Below are 15,673 nucleotides of genomic sequence, written 5' to 3' on the forward strand. Positions count from 1 at the left end.
GTCGCGCAGACGGTGCTGTTCCTGTCGGCGTTCCCGAGCGCCGCGCTCACGGGCCAGTCGTTCGTCGTCAGCCACGGCTGGTTCATGCAGTAACGTCCTCGCCTCCCTGACGGGGGGCGATTCCCGCACCACATCCATTCTCACGACTCACGATGGCGCACCGTCGCTCGACGGTATGCCATCCGTCTCCGCCATCTACGGCGGGATTTCTCGGAGCAACTGATGAAACCGCACGCGCGTACAGAAAAGCAGGCCGTCGATGCGGCGGACCTGCAACACGAAGCCGGCGCGCCGGCCGCTGCGCGGTCGCTGCCATACGAAACGATCGCGCTCGTCCTGCAGGGCGGCGGCGCGCTCGGCGCGTATCAGGCCGGCGTGTTCGAAGGGCTGCACGAAGCCGGCGTTCCGCTCGACTGGATCGCCGGCATCTCGATCGGCGCGCTCAACACCGCGCTGATCGCCGGCAATGCGCCCGAACATCGCGTCGAGCGGCTGCGCGAATTCTGGGAAACGATCTGCCAGCCGGCATTCTTTCCCGCAATTCCGGCCGCGTTCGAGTTCGCGCTGTTCAACAGCATCGACCAGATCCGCACGTTCTTCACCGCGTCGCAGGCCGCGAGCGCGATGATGCAGGGCCAGCAGGGCTTCTTCGTGCCGCGCTTGCCGCCGCCGCTGCCGGGCGTGTCCGATCATCCGGAAAAGATCAGCTGGTACGACACGTCGCAGCTGCGCGCGACGCTGCTCAGGCTGTGCGATTTCGACCGGATCAATTCGGGCGAGACGCGCGTGTCGGTCGGCGCGGTCAACGTCGGCACCGGCAACTTCGTGTACTTCGACAACTCGCGCATCCGCCTCGCGCCCGAGCACTTCATGGCGTCCGGCGCGCTGCCGCCCGCGTTCCCGCCGGTCGAGATCGACGGCGAATACTACTGGGACGGCGGCGTCGTATCGAACACGCCGCTGATGGAAGTGCTGAGCGCGCGTCCGCGACGCGACACGCTCGCGTTCCAGGTCGACCTGTGGAGCGCACGCGGGCCGCTGCCGCGCACGATGGCCGACGTCGCGGAACGCACGAAAGACGTGCAGTATTCGAGCCGCACGCGTTTCGTCACCGACACGCTGCAGCGCGAACAGCGCTACCGCAACGTGCTGCGCCACGTGCTCGAGCAGGTGCCGGAAGCGCAGCGCAAGAGCGACCCGTGGTGCGTCGAGGCTGAAGCGATGTCGAGCGGGAAGAAGTACAACATCCAGCACCTGATCTATCAGCAGAAGGCGTACGAGCACCACTACAAGGACTATCAGTTCGGTCTGTCGACGATGCGCGACCACTGGAGCGCGGGTCTCGACGACATCCGCAAGACGCTCGCGGTCAAGGACGGCCTCGCGCTGCCCGCCAACGACGCAGGCTTCGTCACGCACGACATTCACCGCCGCCGGTAATGCCGCGTGCGACGGACCGGCGCGCTGCCTGCGCCGGTCCGTCCTCCTTTCCGATTCGACATGCCGATTTTCATTGCGCTGTTCGCGCTCATCGCCGTGGGATGGGGCGCGGTTCATCTGTTTCACGTCATCGCCGCGCAGTTCGGCCAGCCGGTCGCGATCGCGGCCGCCTTGCTCGCCGCCGCGATCCTGATCGCGCTGATCGCGTGGTGGATCAAGCGCCGTCGCGACATCGCACCGAACGCGAAGGAACAAGGCTGGACCCACGTCGTGCATCGCGAGTGGGGCGACGTGCGCGTGTCAGCGACGCAGGGGCTGCTGTGGCTGTCGCACGACGGTGCGGACGGCCGCTATACGTTGTCGCAGCTCGACGGCTGCGAAGCCGAGCCGATCGACGGCCGCTGGCATCTGGTCGTGCGTGTGCGTGACGCCGCACACGGCGAGTGGAAGCTGCCGATGATGGACAAGCACGATGCGCGGCGCTGGGCGCGCGTGCTGATGCTCGCGAGGGATAGCCGGCTGTAACGGGCCACTGCCGCGTGCCGACGCCGGCACGGCCGCGCACGACGCATGACGCCCGCTTCTTTCTAGCGCGCGCCGAGCGCCCATAACGCGTCGAGCACGTGCTGGGTCGACCGCTCGACCGGGCCGGCCCGATGGGCGATGCCCAGTTCGCGCCACAACGCCGGACGCAGCGGCCGCATGACGATGCGTGCATCCGGCAACGGGGCGCCCGCCTCGTGCGGCAGCAGCGTCGCGCCGTAGCCTGCGGCGACCAGACTCTTGATCGCATCGTTGTAGTTGAGTTCGATGCGGGGCTCGGGGCGGTGGCCACCGAGCGCGAACCATTCCGCGGTGAGCCGCGACAGGCGGGTAGTCGCATCGTTAAGAATCAGCGGACGCGCGGCCAGATAGGCCGGCGTCACACGCGCCGGAAGCCGCCAGCCCGCAGGCAGAAAGGCCAGCACCGGATCGCGCCGCCACGCGCGGATCGAGAGCCCCGCGACCGCCGGCTGCGGCAACGCCACCAGTCCGACGTCGAGCGTGCCCTGCGCAATGCGCGCCAGTGTGTCGTGCGACGTGAGCACGGCGATCTGAACATCGATGTCCGGATGGCGCTCGCGCAGCCGGGCCACCGCCTGCGGCAACAGATGGGCGATCGCCCCGGTCGATGCGCCGAGGCGCACCCGCCCGGTCAGCCCCTGCACTTGTCGCTCCACGTCGTCGAGAGTCGACTCGACCTCGGCCAGCAGACGGCGCGCCCGCTCCACCAGCACCGCACCGATGGTCGACGGCTGCACGTTGCCGCGCGTGCGCGACAGCAACGGCGCACCGATGCGGCTTTCGAGTTCGGCGACATGTAGGCTGACCGTCGGCGGCGCAAGATGAAGCAGTTGCGCGGCGGCCACGAAGGATCCCTGGTCGGCGATCGCGACCAGCGTACGCAGTCGATCCAGACTGATCTCGCGCATTCCCACCTCTCGTTCAGGAAATCTGAATCTCGCAATCAGGAAATTCAACTTTTCCTATTCTAGGCGTTCGATGGACGATACGGCTTTCCCGACGTCCGAAGCGAAAAACGCGACCATCATGAGCCTCTCCACTGTCTACATCGACGGCGACCAAGGTACGACCGGACTGCTGATCCACGAGCGCCTGCGCGATCGCACCGATCTGCGGCTCGTCACGCTGCCGGATGCCGAGCGCAAGAACCCCGCGCGGCGCAGCGAAGCGATCAACGCATCCGATATCGCGATTCTGTGCCTGCCCGACGCCGCCGCGCGCGAAGCAGTTGGCTTCATCCGGAATCCGGCGGTACGCGTGATCGACGCGAGCTCGGCCCATCGCACCGATCCGGAATGGGTCTACGGTTTTCCCGAGATGGTCCACGGACATGCGCAGACGATCGCACACGCGCGGCGCGTCACCAATCCGGGCTGCTATCCGACGGGCGCGATCGGCCTGCTCCGGCCGCTGCAACAAGCTGGCCTGCTGCCACGCGACTACCCGGCGAGCATCCATGCCGTGTCCGGTTACTCGGGCGGCGGCCGGACCGCCGTCGACGAATTCGAATCGAACGGGGCCGCACGCACGAAACCGCTGCAGGTCTACGGCCTCGCGCTCGCGCACAAGCACGTGCCCGAGATCCAGCTGCACGCGGGGCTCGCGCATCGTCCGCTGTTCGTGCCGGCTTACGGCGCCTATCGGCAAGGCATCGTGCTGACCGTGCCGATCGAGCTGCGCCTTCTCCCGGCCGGCGTGACCGGTGAGTTGCTGCATGCGTGTCTCGCGCACCATTACGCCGACGCGCGCCACGTCGAGGTCACGCCGCTCGCGGATACGCGCACGATCACGCATCTCGATCCGCAAGCGCTGAACGGTACGAACGACCTGCGGCTTGGCGTGTTCGTGAATGCCGAGCACGGCCAGGTGCTGCTGTCCGCCGTGTTCGACAATCTCGGCAAAGGGGCATCCGGCGCGGCCGTGCAGAACCTCGATCTGATGCTCGGTGCGGCGAAAGCGGCGTAAGCCCCAGGCGGCCACCATCATCGACCGGCCCGGCGCATCGCGGCCGTCGGTGCGTCGTCGGTGCGTCGGTGCGTCGGTGCGTCGCTGCGTCGGTGCGTCGCTGCGTCGGTGCGTCGGTGCGTCGGTACGTCGGTACGTCGGTACGTCGGTACGTCGGTGCCTGCGGCACGCTACCGGCTCGCGACGCGGTTGCGAGCCGTCAACGGGCCTTGGCCGACGCTTCTTACATGCCCCCGTAAAAGCTCACCTTTGGCCGATTTCAGGCCGCATCGTCACCCGCCGCGGCATTCAACCCGGCAAGCGCCTCCGCGAGAAAATCGACGCACACGCGCACTTTCGCCGAAGCCGCGACGCGTTCCGGATACACAGCCCAGATGTTCGCCGGCTGAATCACGTCCGACAGCACGCGACGCAGCGCGCCGCGTTCGATCAGCGGCCCCGCTTCCCAGATCGAGCGCAGCACGATCCCGCGCCCGGCCAGCGCCCATTGCACGGCCACCTCGCCGTGGTTCGTCGACAGCGCGCCGCCGACCTTCACCGTTGCCGTTTCTCCGCGCAGGTTCAGCCGCCAGACGCCGAACGGATGGTCGCGCTCCTTGATCGCGAGGCAGTCGTGCGATGCGAGATCCGCGAGCGTGCGCGGCGTGCCGCGCCGTGCGAGATAGTCGGGCGACGCGCACAGCACGCGATAGTTCGCGGCAAGGCGGCGAGCGATCAGGTGATCGGCGATCTCGTCGCCGATGCGCACGTCGAGGTCGTAGCCTTCGCCCGCGACGTCGACGAGCCGGTCGAACAGATCGAGCCGCACGTTCAGCTGCGGATAACGCGCGGAGAAGTCGAGCAACGCCGACGCGACGACATGACGGCCGAAGCCGAAGCTGCTCGAGATGCGCAGCGTGCCGCGCGGCACCGTGCGCGTGGTCGACACGTCCTCGACGAGATGGTCGACGTCATCGAGAATCTTCTCGGCACGCGCGAACACGCGTTCGCCGGCCTCCGTGACCGTCACGCGGCGCGTCGAGCGATGCAGCAGCCGCGTGCCGAGCTGCGCCTCGAGCAGCGCGATGCGCTTGCTCACATATGCGGGCGATACCGCGAGCTGCTCGGCCGCCGCGCTGAAGCTCGTCAGGCGGACGACCAGGCTGAAGACGCGCAGGTCGTCGAGATTCGGCGCTTTGTTCACGATTCGTGGAAAGTCGATTAACCTTTCGCACGATTTTAATCTGAATGGAAATAAATAAAATGGCATCGTGTTCCGCTGCGCACGCTGCCGGCGGCCCGACCAGCCAAGGAGGCTTGCATGAGCGACAAGACGTACAAGATTGCCGTCATCCCCGGTGACGGCATCGGCCGTGAAGTGATGCCCGAGGGCCTGCGCGTGCTCGACGCCGTGACGGCGCGCTTCGGCATCCGTTTCCAGTTCGAGCAGATCGACTGGGCGAGCTGCGACTACTACGCCCAGCACGGCAAGATGATGCCGGACGACTGGAAGGCCCGGCTCTCGGGCATGGACGCGATCCTGTTCGGTGCGGTCGGCTGGCCCGCGACGGTGCCCGATCACATTTCGCTGTGGGGTTCGCTGCTGAAATTCCGCCGCGAATTCGACCAGTACATCAACCTGCGGCCCGCGCGCCTGTTCGACGGCGTGCCGTCGCCGCTCGCCGGCCGCAAAGCAGGCGACATCGACTTCATGATCGTGCGCGAGAACACCGAAGGCGAATATTCGTCGGTCGGCGGCACGATGTTCGAAGGCACCGAGCGCGAAGTGGTGATGCAACAGTCGATCTTCACGCGCCACGGCACGGAGCGCGTGCTGAAGTTCGCGTTCGAGCTCGCGCAGCGCCGCGCGAAGCGCCTGACCGTCGCGACGAAGAGCAACGGCATCGCGATCAGCATGCCGTGGTGGGACGCACGCGCGGCCGAGATGGGCGAACGCTATCCCCAGATCGCCGTCGACAAGCAGCACATCGACATCCTGTGCGCGCGCTTCGTGCTGCAGCCTGACCGCTTCGACGTCGTCGTCGCGTCGAACCTGTTCGGCGACATCCTGTCCGACCTCGGGCCGGCCTGCACGGGCACGATCGGCATCGCGCCGTCGGCGAACCTGAACCCGGATCGCACGTTTCCGTCGCTGTTCGAACCGGTGCACGGCTCCGCGCCGGACATCGCGGGCCAGTACGTCGCGAACCCGATCGCGATGATCTGGTCGGCGGCGATGATGCTCGACTTCCTCGGCAACGGCGCGGGTCGCGAACGGGAGGCGCACGATGCGATCGTCGCGGCGATCGAGGACGTGCTGCGCACCGGGCCGCGCACGCGCGATCTCGGCGGTCAGGTGGGGACGCAGGAAGTGGGTGAGGCGATCGCGGCGCGGATCGCCGGCTGACGGAGCGCCCGAAGGCGCGCGGCTCGGAAGTGTTCGATCGATGTCATGCTCAAGGGTGAGCAGCACGACTGACTGCCGCGCACCTTCGCCGATTTCGACGCGCACGCCTGGATGCGTGCATGTCGATGTCGAACGGTGAGTTGGATCGCACATCGATACACACCGATGGAATGTCTCCACCACGCATGTATGCAGCAAGTGCGCCGCCGATGTCGCATTCGATCCGCATGCGAGCAACGCTTCGCTCAGTGCAACCGCACCGTTTCCTGCGAAGATTGATCGGTGAGATGCAGGGCGTGAAGAATCACACCGTCCCGCACGAAATGCCTCCTCTCCCGAAAACGCTCACCTCAACCAGCGGCTCCCGTATTCCCTCACCGTTGAGCACAGGCGTCACGCTCGATGCCCAATAGCGCGCGTCCACGCGACGCCATCGTGCTACGTCACAGCCCAAGATCGGACAGACCGGGATGATCGTCCGGACGGCGACCGAGAGGCCAGTGGTACAGGCGATCCGCTTCGCGAATCGGCAGGTCGTTGATGCTCGCGTGGCGATGCGCCATCAAGCCGTTTTCGTCGAACTCCCAGTTTTCGTTCCCGTATGAGCGGAACCAGTTGCCGGCGTCGTCATGCCATTCGTATGCGAATCGCACCGCGATGCGATTGCCGCCGAACGCCCACAGCTCCTTGATCAGCCGGTAGTCGAGCTCGCGCGTCCATTTCCGCTGCAGCAGTCCGACGATCTCGTCGCGGCCCGTCACGAACTCCGCGCGATTGCGCCACCGGCTCTGCGGCGTATAGGCAAGCGAGACGCGCTGCGGGTCGCGCGTGTTCCACGCATCCTCCGCGGCACGCACTTTCTGGCGCGCCGTATCGAGCGTGAAGGGCGGAACGGGCGGACGAATTTCCGGGGAAGCGGACATGGGATGCTCCTGTTCAAGGTTAGGGCTGCGCACGAACGCAGCCGGTTGGGACGCGTTACTTCGACGCTCGAGACACCGTTTCGAGCAAGAGCTCGGCGGTTGCGCGCGCATCGCGCGCCGCGGTCGCTTCGCCGCTGACGAGCGCGACGCCGATCGCGCCTTCGATCAGCACCAGCCATTGGCGCGCGATGCGGGCCAGGCCGCGGCGCTCGATGCCGGCGTCGTCGGCATACGCGTCGAGCCGCTCGCGCACGAACGCGAGCAAGCGCGCCTTGTGCATACGCGCGACGACGCGTATCGGATCGTCGGCGTCGGCAATCTCGCCGGACGCGTTCAGGAACGCGCAGCCGTGAAAATCGGGTTGCGAAAACCAGTCGCGCAGCACATCGAACATGCCGAGCAAGTGCGCACGCGGCGACTTGCCGTGCGCCAGCGTGGCGTCGACGAACCAGTGCATCCAGCGCTCGTCGCGCCGCTCGAGGGCGGCGACAACCAGCGCCTCCTTCGATTCGAAATGCGAATAAAAGCTCTTTCGCGCGGCACCGGATCGCTTCACGATCGCATCGACACCCGTGGCGTGGATGCCGCCCGAGTAGATCAGCGCTTCGGCCGCGTCGAGCAGTCGGTCGCGAACGGCCGGTTCGCCGGAGAAGTCATCATGTGTGTTCATGGGTCTACGGTAGAACGATCGTTCTCCAACGTCAACACCCATGTGAAAAGGCCCTGTCGTCGGAAGGGCCGAACGCCGCATGGTTTCGATCGCGGGCAGCGCATTGCAGGCGGCGTTTACGACATTTTTTCTTGAAGCTGGCGCAGGGTGCTCACTACACTTCGGTCACCCCGTCTGGCCGAAAGGACATCATGCAGCGACCGGAATCCGCACGCTCCAAGCGTGCCTATGCAGCTTATGCGAAGCGGCTCGATGGCCGCGTCGTCGTACGGCGTTTCGATCCGTGCAGCGATTCGTACGAATCGCTGACCGCGTTGCTGCATCGCGCGTACGCGCCGCTCGGCGCCGCAGGCTTCAACTGTCCCGGTGTCGACCAGCCGGCGTCGGAGACGCGCGAACGCATGCTCACCGGCGAGTGTTTCGTCGCGCTCGGTAACGGGCATCTGGTCGCGACGATCACGATGCAGCCGCACGATCCCGATTCGCGGTGCGATCCGTACCGCAGCCGACGCGTCGCGACGCTCGGCCAGTTGGCCGTCGATCCGGTCTGGCAGGATCGCGGCATCGGCCGTGCGCTGCTCGCGTTCGCGCAACGGCGGGCGGCCGCGCGTGGCGCGACGCACCTCGCGCTTGATGCCCCGCATGCGGCTGTCCGGCTCGTCGACTTCTATCGACGCGAAGGGTTTCAGTTGATCGACGTGATGCGGTTTGCAGGACACAGCTACGACAGCGCGATCCTGTGCAAGGCCGTTGGCGTGTCGGACGGGCGGATACCTGCATCCGACATGACGTCGATCCACGTCGCGCGGCGTGCCGGAGCGGCGTCATGAAACACGAAGCCGACGACGATCGTGCGCGGCTCGCACTGAGGCATGCCCGCACGCGGGCAGCGCTGCGCATGCGCGGGCTGGTGAAGCTGACGGTCGTCACGATCGCGGTCACGCAAACTCTGACGCTCGTGTTCGACACCCTGCTCGTCGCGGTCGGCTACGCGCCGGAAGCCGCGACGTTGCTGCTGTTCCGCTTCGTCACGTGCGCGCTCGTCAGCTTCTGGCTTCAGGCGGACGCATCCCGCGCGTATCGGCATGCGTCCAAGCGCGGGCTCGTGACGGTGTCCGGTGAGCATGGCGAACTGATCGAGATCGCACCGCAATGCCCGAAACGCTGGCTCGTCGTGTTGAGTCTGCAACTCGAACCGCGATGGTTGAACGGTGAGCGCATCAGGTAGCGGGAAGCGCACCAATCAATGCGGCCTGGCAGGCGGACAGGTGAGTTCGCACGTCGTTGATCGGCTCACGCATCAAGAAGGCGCCGTGACGGCGTTGCGTGGTGACGTGCTGTCACGAAAGCGCGGCAAGACCGTGGCCCAGGCGGGCGGTGCGACAGGGCGTCGCAATTCAGGCGCGGCAAACGAAACGGAAGGGCAGGAAGAAACACACGCGCCGAGCGACGCGAGAGTGCGGGCGGGAGCGCGACGCTGACGAGTGAGATGCATGCGTGATTGCACGTCATCGATACGTGCTGCGGCAGCGAAGCGCGATCACCGTCATATCGTCAAGAAGAAACGCCGTGCCGTCGTTGAATTCCTCGCCTGCGCGTCACACGACGGCACGATCGAGCCATCATTCGGCACGCAAACAGCTCCCGAATAATCTCACCTCACGCGTTCTTCGAAGCCGCCATGCCTAGACAAACGCTCATGCCGACACGAACGGGGCACTCGGCAAACGCGCCGAGCCGCCCCGCCGGCACTCAGACCGTCCAGTCGAGGATCACCTTGCCGCTTTCACCGGACAGCATCGCGGCGAAGCCTTGTTCGTAATCGTCGGCTGCAAAACGATGCGTGATGATCGGCGACAGATCGAGGCCGCTTTGCAGCATCGCGACCATCTTGTACCAGGTCTCGAACATCTCGCGCCCGTAGATGCCCTTGATCTCGAGCCCCTTGAAGATCACCTGGTTCCAGTCGATCGCCGTCTGCGCGGGCGGAATGCCGAGCAGCGCAACCTTGCCGCCGTGATTCATCGCCTCGAGCATGCTGGTGAACGCGCTCGGCACGCCCGACATCTCGAGGCCGACGTCGAAGCCTTCCGTCATGTGCAGGTCGGCCATCACGTCGCGCAGCGACTCGCGTGCGACGTTGACCGCGCGCGTCGCGCCCATCTTGCGCGCAAGTTCGAGCCGGTAGTCGTTGATATCGGTGATCACGACGTTGCGCGCGCCGACGTGCTTCGCGATCGCGACGGCCATGATGCCGATCGGGCCCGCGCCCGTGATCAGCACGTCCTCGCCGACGAGATTGAACGACAGCGCCGTGTGCGTCGCGTTGCCGAACGGATCGAAGATCGACGCGAGATCGTCGGAGATCTCGGGCGGAATCTTGAACGCGTTGAACGCGGGAATCGCCAGATACTCGGCGAACGCGCCCTCTCGATTCACGCCGACGCCGACGGTGTTGCGGCACAGATGCCGGCGGCCGGCACGACAGTTGCGACAGAAGCCGCACGTGATGTGGCCTTCGCCGGACACGCGGTCGCCGATCGCGAAGCCGCGCACTTCCTGCCCCATCTCGACGATCTCCCCGACGTATTCGTGGCCGACGTGCATGGGTACGGGAATCGTCTTCTGCGCCCAGTCGTCCCACTTCCAGATATGGATGTCGGTGCCGCAGATCGCCGTGCGGCGAATCTTGATCAGCACGTCGTTGTGTCCGACCTCGGGGCGCTTCACGCGCGTGAGCGTGAGACCCGGGCCGCGCTCGAGCTTTGCCAGTGCTTTCATGGTCGCGCCTCCGTCAGACGATGCCGAGCGACTTGCCGACGCGCACGAACGCGGCGACCGTCTGATCGATCTGTTCAGGCGTATGCGCGGCGCTCATCTGCGTGCGGATGCGTGCGCGACCGCGCGGCACGACCGGGAACGAGAAGCCGATCACGTAGACGCCTTCTTCGAGCAACTTGTCGGCCATGTTGGTTGCAAGCTGCGCGTCGCCGAGCATCACCGGGATGATCGGATGCGCACCGGGCACGAGCGTGAAACCCGCGGCGGTCATCTGCTCGCGGAAACGCACGCCATTCTCGCGCACGCGTTCGCGCAGCTTCGCCCCTTCGTCGCTGCCGAGCAGTTCCAGCACCTTCAGCGACGCCGCGGCAATGCTCGGCGTCAGCGTGTTCGAGAACAGGTACGGGCGCGAACGCTGGCGCAGCAATTCGACGACCTCGCGGCGGGCCGCGACATAGCCGCCCGATGCGCCGCCCAACGCCTTGCCGAGCGTGCCGGTAATGATGTCGATGCGACCATCGACGCCGCAGTGCTCGGGCGTGCCGCGGCCATGCGCGCCGATGAAGCCGACCGCGTGCGAATCGTCGACCATCACGAGCGCGCCGTAACGATCGGCGAGGTCACAGATGCCTTTCAGGTCGGCGATGATGCCGTCCATCGAGAACACGCCATCGGTCGCGATCAGCTTGTGGCGCGCGCCCGCTGCGTCGGCTTCCTTCAGCTTCGCCTCGAGATCGGAGAGATCGTTGTTCTTGTAACGGAAACGCTTCGCCTTGCAGAGGCGGATGCCGTCGATGATGCTCGCGTGGTTCAGCTCGTCGCTGATCACTGCGTCGTTCTCGTCGAGCAGCGTCTCGAACAGGCCGCCGTTCGCATCGAAGCAGCTCGAATAGAGGATGCTGTCTTCCGTGCCGAGAAACGACGCCAACGCGCTTTCGAGTTGCTTGTGCACGGTTTGCGTGCCGCAGATGAAGCGCACCGACGCCATGCCGAAGCCGTCCTGGTCGAGACCTGCCTGCGCCGCGGCGATCAGGCGCCGATCGTTCGCCAGACCGAGATAATTGTTCGCGCAGAAATTCAGCACGCCGGCACCGCTGGCGAGCCGCACGGCCGCCGCTTGGGGACTCGCGATCTCGCGCTCGGTCTTGTAAAAACCGTCCGCGCGGATCTGGTCGAGCGTCCCGCGCACCTGGGCGAGAAAGGCATCACGCATCGCAAAGCTCCTGACAGGGATTCGCAATCCGCCGCGCGCCGCTCGTGGCGGCTGCGCAACGGCCTGCTACTGTTATAGTCGGTCGTTCGGTTGACCGCATTTATCCGATATTCCGAACTAGAATTCGAAATACCGAACAACTCTAAGCGAACGGAAACCAAATGGCAAGTTCCTCCGCGTCGCGGCGCACGCCTGCCGGCGCCGCACCGCAGCCGCCGGGCGTGACGCCGCCGCGCGTCGGCGAGCAAATCCAGCGACTGCGCAACGAGCGCAAGCTGACCCTCGACGACCTGTCGCGCGCAGCCGGCGTATCGAAGTCGATGCTCTCCGAGATCGAGCGCGACAAGGCCAATCCGACGATCGCGGTCGCATGGCGGCTCACGAATGCGCTCGGCATCACGCTCGACGAGCTGTTCTCGCAACCGAAAGCGCCGGAGACGATCCGCGTGGATGGCCCGCACGACATCCCGACGCTCGCCGGCCACGACGGCCGCTATCAGTTGCGCGTATGGGGCCCGATCGACCTGGCCGGCAAGTTCGAGTGGTACGAACTGACGCTGCCGGGCGGCGGCGCGCTCGCGTCGAACGCGCACGAACCCGGCACGCGCGAGCACCTCACCGTGCTCCAGGGCGCGATGGAAATCGAAGCCGCGGCGGCGAGCCGACGCCTGAAAGCGGGCGATACCGCGCGCTACCCGGCCGACACGCCTCACGCCATCCGCAATCCCGGCAAGGCGGAAGCGCGCGCACTACTGATCGTGATTCATCGCTGACGATGCGAATAGCTGGCCGAAAGGCCAGTTGCGGAAAACACTGTATGTTTGTACAGTATACGGACATTCCGCCATGCATTGGCCGGGGCCGCCGCACCGAGGCGCCCGCTCCGGTCGACAGGAGCCTGCGATGACAGAAGAACAAGATTTGGCCGCGCTCAGCTTCAAGGCTGCCGCGCACGACCTCGAGTTGATTGTGCGCCATATAGCCGGGCGCTACATCCATCAGCGCGTCCCGCTGTCGTGGCGCCTGCTGCACGCCATCGAAGCCGAGGCACTCGCGGATCTCGGGTTTGCCAGTCGTCACGAAGCCGGCATGCGCCAGCTGTTCGAACGGCCGTCGGACATGACTTTTCCCGAAACGGATGATCCGATCGATTTCGGACGATCGAATGCGCTACCCGCTGTCTTCTCGTTCGCGGTTCTCGCGTATGAAGCGGCGGCCAGATCGCAGGAAGCGGCATCCAGCGAGCGCATTCATCGCCCATCCAAGGCATGGGGTGACTGACATCAGGCCCTGGCCGTTCGGCGCGGCGGCCGGCTCCCGCATCCTGCTGCCCGCCACGTTGCGGATAGGGCTACCATATACGCAACTAACGGAATAAACAACATGTCCCTTCCCACCCCCTCCGACACGCCCGCACGCCCGGAAGAAAAGGATCTGTTCGACCGTGGTGCGTCCGACTGGATCATCTCGCCCGAAGCCGCGTTCGACGCATGGCTCGCCATGCAGGACTACCGTCGTTCGTCGGCCGACGTCTACCGCGCACAATGGGGCGCCTTTCTCGCGTGGCTGCGTGCACATCAGAAAAACCTGGCCACGGTCGATACCGCAACGATCGCGAATTTCGTCAGCGAGCTTCCCATACGGAAAACGCAGCGAATGCGCTATTTGAGGCTGATCGAACGCGTGCTCGACCACATCCGGCGCACCGAGCTCGCGTCCACCAACCCGGCCCGCTTCATTGCTCAGGATGGCGAAGCGGATTGGCGTCAGGCACGCGACAACGAGCCGACCGGTTTCCTGACACCGGCCGAACGCGCGAAGTTGCTGGCCTACCTGTTTTCGCCGATTGGCGTATCTGGCTCCGCATACTGGAAGGAGCGGCGTGACCGCGCGCTCGTCGCCGCATTTCTCGGGGCCGGCGTGAAAACCGGCGAAGCACGTGCGCTTACGATTAGTTGCATCAATGCAAGCGGAACGTCGCTGCAGATCCCGTCGACACATCCCGATTTCGCGCGCGAAACCCACCTGGCCTCGTTCGCGATCGCGTTGCTCGAAGCATGGCTCGTGGAACGCAAGCGCCAGGAGATTCCGGGCGAGCTCGTGTTTCCGGCATCGCACGCCGGGCGGCCAATGCACAAGGCGACGATGCTGCGCGCGATCGATGCAATCGTTGAATCCGCGGGGCTCACGTCGTCACGCACCGCGCGCGCGAGCCCGCAAACGCTGCGCAACACTTACGCTGCCGAACTGTTCGAGCACGACGTGCCACCCGAGCGGGTCGGCAAATGGCTCGGCTTCATGCGGCCGATCTCGTCGAACCGCCTTCATCGCGCATGGAAAAACTGGCGCGATGATCTCGCGAATGGTGACGCGTCCGAGCAGGACGAAACTCACTGATGCCGACCCGGCTGCTCACGCGGCATGATCCGTGAGCAGCCTTGTGCGGCGTAGCCTCACCGTTTCACAGCTCCCGTAAAACCTCACCTCACGCGTCCCGAATTTCCTCACCTGTGCGATCCCTGTGCCGGGCGACACGTCAGTCGCGCGTAAAGCGCGCGACCGCTTCGAATCGGGAAGGCCAGGGCCCCGACGCATGTTCGCATTCGGGGCAAGACACTTCGAACCCGTCGTCGCCCTGCGACAATTCCGGTTCGCCGTCGCAGTGCGGGCACTGGGTCGGCACCGGAATCTCATGGTCCAGTGACGTCCCGATCGCGGAAAACGCATCCGCATCGAGCTGACCTGCATCGGCCAAGCGCCGGATCAGCGCGGAAATCTCCGGATTCATCCCGCGGCTCGCGCGCAGCGTGTTCACGTCGCGTGTCGCACGGTCCAATTCGTCGCTTTGGGTGCGCAGCTGTTCCTCGAGCCGGTCCGCGCGGGCCTTGGCCGAACTCAGCTGCTGAAGAAAATCGAATTCCTTGCGCTGCACGTCGCGCAGGCCGCTCTGGTAGCTCGACGCCATGCTGCGCAGCGAGTCCAGCTCGACCAGCATTGGTTTGACGCGGCGCTCGGCTTCGGCCACGGCATCCTTGATCTGCTGTGCATAGTGTTCGGTGCGCTGCTGCAATTCGGCCTGGAGCGTGTCGATGCGGTCGCGCAGCGTCGCGTTCTGCGTCTGCTCCGCGTCGACGCGGGCAGCCATGACAGCCAGTTCCTTTTCAAGTCGAGCGACTGTGGTGAGCAGCGTCGCCTCGTTTGCCGAACCGTGCGTCGATTGCGCGGCCAACTGCACCTCGAGCTCGGTCACACGCGCCTGCAGTTGCTCGTTGCGGGTTTCACTTCGCGTCAGTGCGCCCTCAAGGGTTTCCTGGCGAACCGTGGCGTCGCGCAGCCGCTGTTCCGCATCGGCCATGCAGGCGCGAACCTGTTCGCGATCGACATCGAGGCTTTCCCTGGCCGCTTTCAACGCCTCTTCATATAGCGCGCCAAGCAATGAGCCTGCCTTTTCCTCGACCGCTTTCGGGATCGCCGCACCGTCGAGCCGGATTTTCGAGGCGGAACGGATTCGTTCCCAGAAATGATCGATGTCCTTCGGAATGTCGCTGGCGCTGCCTGTCTGGGTCAGGTCGCGAACGTTGGCAGCCGATGGTCGGATACCGAGATCGAAGAACAACCGCTTGCACGCATGCAGCGACAACTCCTGGCGGCGCGCGCCGCTCGCACGAAGCGATTCCAGTTCTTCTCGGATGACTCCACGCATTTCATCCAGCGTCATGGGAGGACTCACA

The 15,673-nt window shown here is 65.6% G+C and carries 16 protein-coding genes and 1 pseudogene; 10 read left to right on the forward strand and 7 right to left on the reverse strand.

Going from position 1 to position 15,673, the window contains the following annotated elements; all coding sequences use genetic code 11:
• The 3 genes and pseudogenes from DIE11_RS32750 to DIE11_RS32760 form a co-directional block, all read left to right on the forward strand.
• Window positions 1-93, forward strand: a pseudogene (locus DIE11_RS32750) (3-hydroxybutyrate dehydrogenase); the annotation flags it as partial.
• Window positions 94-222: 129 nt separating this feature from the next.
• Window positions 223-1,440: a patatin-like phospholipase family protein gene (locus DIE11_RS32755; protein ID WP_185633855.1), complete on the forward strand. Its 1,218-nt coding sequence runs from the start codon at window positions 223-225 to the stop codon at window positions 1,438-1,440.
• 60 nt (window positions 1,441-1,500) lie between these two features.
• A complete protein-coding gene (locus DIE11_RS32760; RefSeq protein WP_124629509.1) occupies window positions 1,501-1,965 on the forward strand; it encodes a hypothetical protein in 465 nt (154 codons plus the stop codon).
• A gap of 62 nt (window positions 1,966-2,027) precedes the next feature.
• Here DIE11_RS32760 and DIE11_RS32765 read toward each other — a convergent pair whose 3' ends face one another.
• Window positions 2,028-2,912, reverse strand: a complete 885-nt coding sequence (locus DIE11_RS32765) for a LysR family transcriptional regulator (RefSeq protein ID WP_124629510.1) — start codon at window positions 2,910-2,912, stop codon at window positions 2,028-2,030.
• A 118-nt stretch (window positions 2,913-3,030) separates the two neighbouring features.
• Here DIE11_RS32765 and argC point away from each other — a divergent pair, with 118 nt between their 5' ends.
• Window positions 3,031-3,969: an N-acetyl-gamma-glutamyl-phosphate reductase gene (gene argC, locus DIE11_RS32770; protein WP_124629511.1), complete on the forward strand. Its 939-nt coding sequence runs from the start codon at window positions 3,031-3,033 to the stop codon at window positions 3,967-3,969.
• 259 nt (window positions 3,970-4,228) lie between these two features.
• On the opposite strand, the gene DIE11_RS32775 is transcribed toward argC, so the two are convergent.
• Entirely contained in the window at window positions 4,229-5,152 is a 924-nt protein-coding gene (locus DIE11_RS32775; protein ID WP_185633856.1) for a LysR substrate-binding domain-containing protein, read from the reverse strand.
• Window positions 5,153-5,269: 117 nt separating this feature from the next.
• On the opposite strand from DIE11_RS32775, the gene DIE11_RS32780 reads away from it, so the two are divergent.
• Window positions 5,270-6,355, forward strand: a complete 1,086-nt coding sequence (locus tag DIE11_RS32780; protein ID WP_124629513.1) for a tartrate dehydrogenase — start codon at window positions 5,270-5,272, stop codon at window positions 6,353-6,355.
• A 443-nt stretch (window positions 6,356-6,798) separates the two neighbouring features.
• Here DIE11_RS32780 and DIE11_RS32785 read toward each other — a convergent pair whose 3' ends face one another.
• A complete protein-coding gene (locus DIE11_RS32785; protein WP_059604582.1) occupies window positions 6,799-7,278 on the reverse strand; it encodes a nuclear transport factor 2 family protein in 480 nt (159 codons plus the stop codon).
• 55 nt (window positions 7,279-7,333) lie between these two features.
• Window positions 7,334-7,948, reverse strand: coding sequence for a TetR/AcrR family transcriptional regulator (locus DIE11_RS32790; RefSeq protein WP_124629514.1), 615 nt, complete (start codon window positions 7,946-7,948; stop codon window positions 7,334-7,336).
• A gap of 191 nt (window positions 7,949-8,139) precedes the next feature.
• Between DIE11_RS32790 and DIE11_RS32795 the strand changes: the two genes are divergently transcribed.
• Together DIE11_RS32795 and DIE11_RS32800 are read left to right on the forward strand one after the other, a co-directional pair.
• Window positions 8,140-8,778 carry a GNAT family N-acetyltransferase gene (locus DIE11_RS32795; RefSeq protein WP_124629515.1) on the forward strand — a complete coding sequence of 213 codons (639 nt, stop codon included), beginning with the start codon at window positions 8,140-8,142 and terminating at the stop codon, window positions 8,776-8,778.
• Window positions 8,775-9,176, forward strand: coding sequence for a hypothetical protein (locus tag DIE11_RS32800; protein ID WP_124629516.1), 402 nt, complete (start codon window positions 8,775-8,777; stop codon window positions 9,174-9,176). Before DIE11_RS32795 ends, DIE11_RS32800 begins: the two co-directional genes overlap by 4 nt.
• A gap of 524 nt (window positions 9,177-9,700) precedes the next feature.
• On the opposite strand, the gene tdh is transcribed toward DIE11_RS32800, so the two are convergent.
• Complete coding sequence (gene tdh / locus DIE11_RS32805; RefSeq protein ID WP_059529060.1) at window positions 9,701-10,729, reverse strand: L-threonine 3-dehydrogenase; 1,029 nt, start codon at window positions 10,727-10,729, stop codon at window positions 9,701-9,703.
• Window positions 10,730-10,742: 13 nt separating this feature from the next.
• A complete protein-coding gene (locus DIE11_RS32810) occupies window positions 10,743-11,942 on the reverse strand; it encodes a glycine C-acetyltransferase (protein ID WP_059604594.1) in 1,200 nt (399 codons plus the stop codon).
• A gap of 161 nt (window positions 11,943-12,103) precedes the next feature.
• On the opposite strand from DIE11_RS32810, the gene DIE11_RS32815 reads away from it, so the two are divergent.
• From DIE11_RS32815 to DIE11_RS32825, 3 genes are all read left to right on the forward strand, one after another.
• Window positions 12,104-12,715, forward strand: a complete 612-nt coding sequence (locus DIE11_RS32815) for a helix-turn-helix domain-containing protein (protein ID WP_124629517.1) — start codon at window positions 12,104-12,106, stop codon at window positions 12,713-12,715.
• A gap of 130 nt (window positions 12,716-12,845) precedes the next feature.
• The gene (locus DIE11_RS32820) at window positions 12,846-13,223 is read left to right on the forward strand and encodes a DUF2471 family protein (protein WP_124629539.1); all 378 of its coding nucleotides are present in this window, start codon (window positions 12,846-12,848) and stop codon (window positions 13,221-13,223) included.
• A 102-nt stretch (window positions 13,224-13,325) separates the two neighbouring features.
• Window positions 13,326-14,339, forward strand: a complete 1,014-nt coding sequence (locus DIE11_RS32825; RefSeq protein WP_059604599.1) for a tyrosine-type recombinase/integrase — start codon at window positions 13,326-13,328, stop codon at window positions 14,337-14,339.
• A gap of 139 nt (window positions 14,340-14,478) precedes the next feature.
• Here the strand turns inward: DIE11_RS32825 and DIE11_RS32830 are convergent, their stop codons facing one another.
• Window positions 14,479-15,660 carry a DNA-binding protein gene (locus DIE11_RS32830; RefSeq protein ID WP_124629518.1) on the reverse strand — a complete coding sequence of 394 codons (1,182 nt, stop codon included), beginning with the start codon at window positions 15,658-15,660 and terminating at the stop codon, window positions 14,479-14,481.
• Between the last annotated feature and the right edge of the window lie 13 nt (window positions 15,661-15,673).

Origin of the sequence: Burkholderia sp. Bp9012, assembly GCF_003853825.1 — a bacterium.
Taxonomy (GTDB): Bacteria; Pseudomonadota; Gammaproteobacteria; order Burkholderiales; family Burkholderiaceae; genus Burkholderia; species Burkholderia diffusa.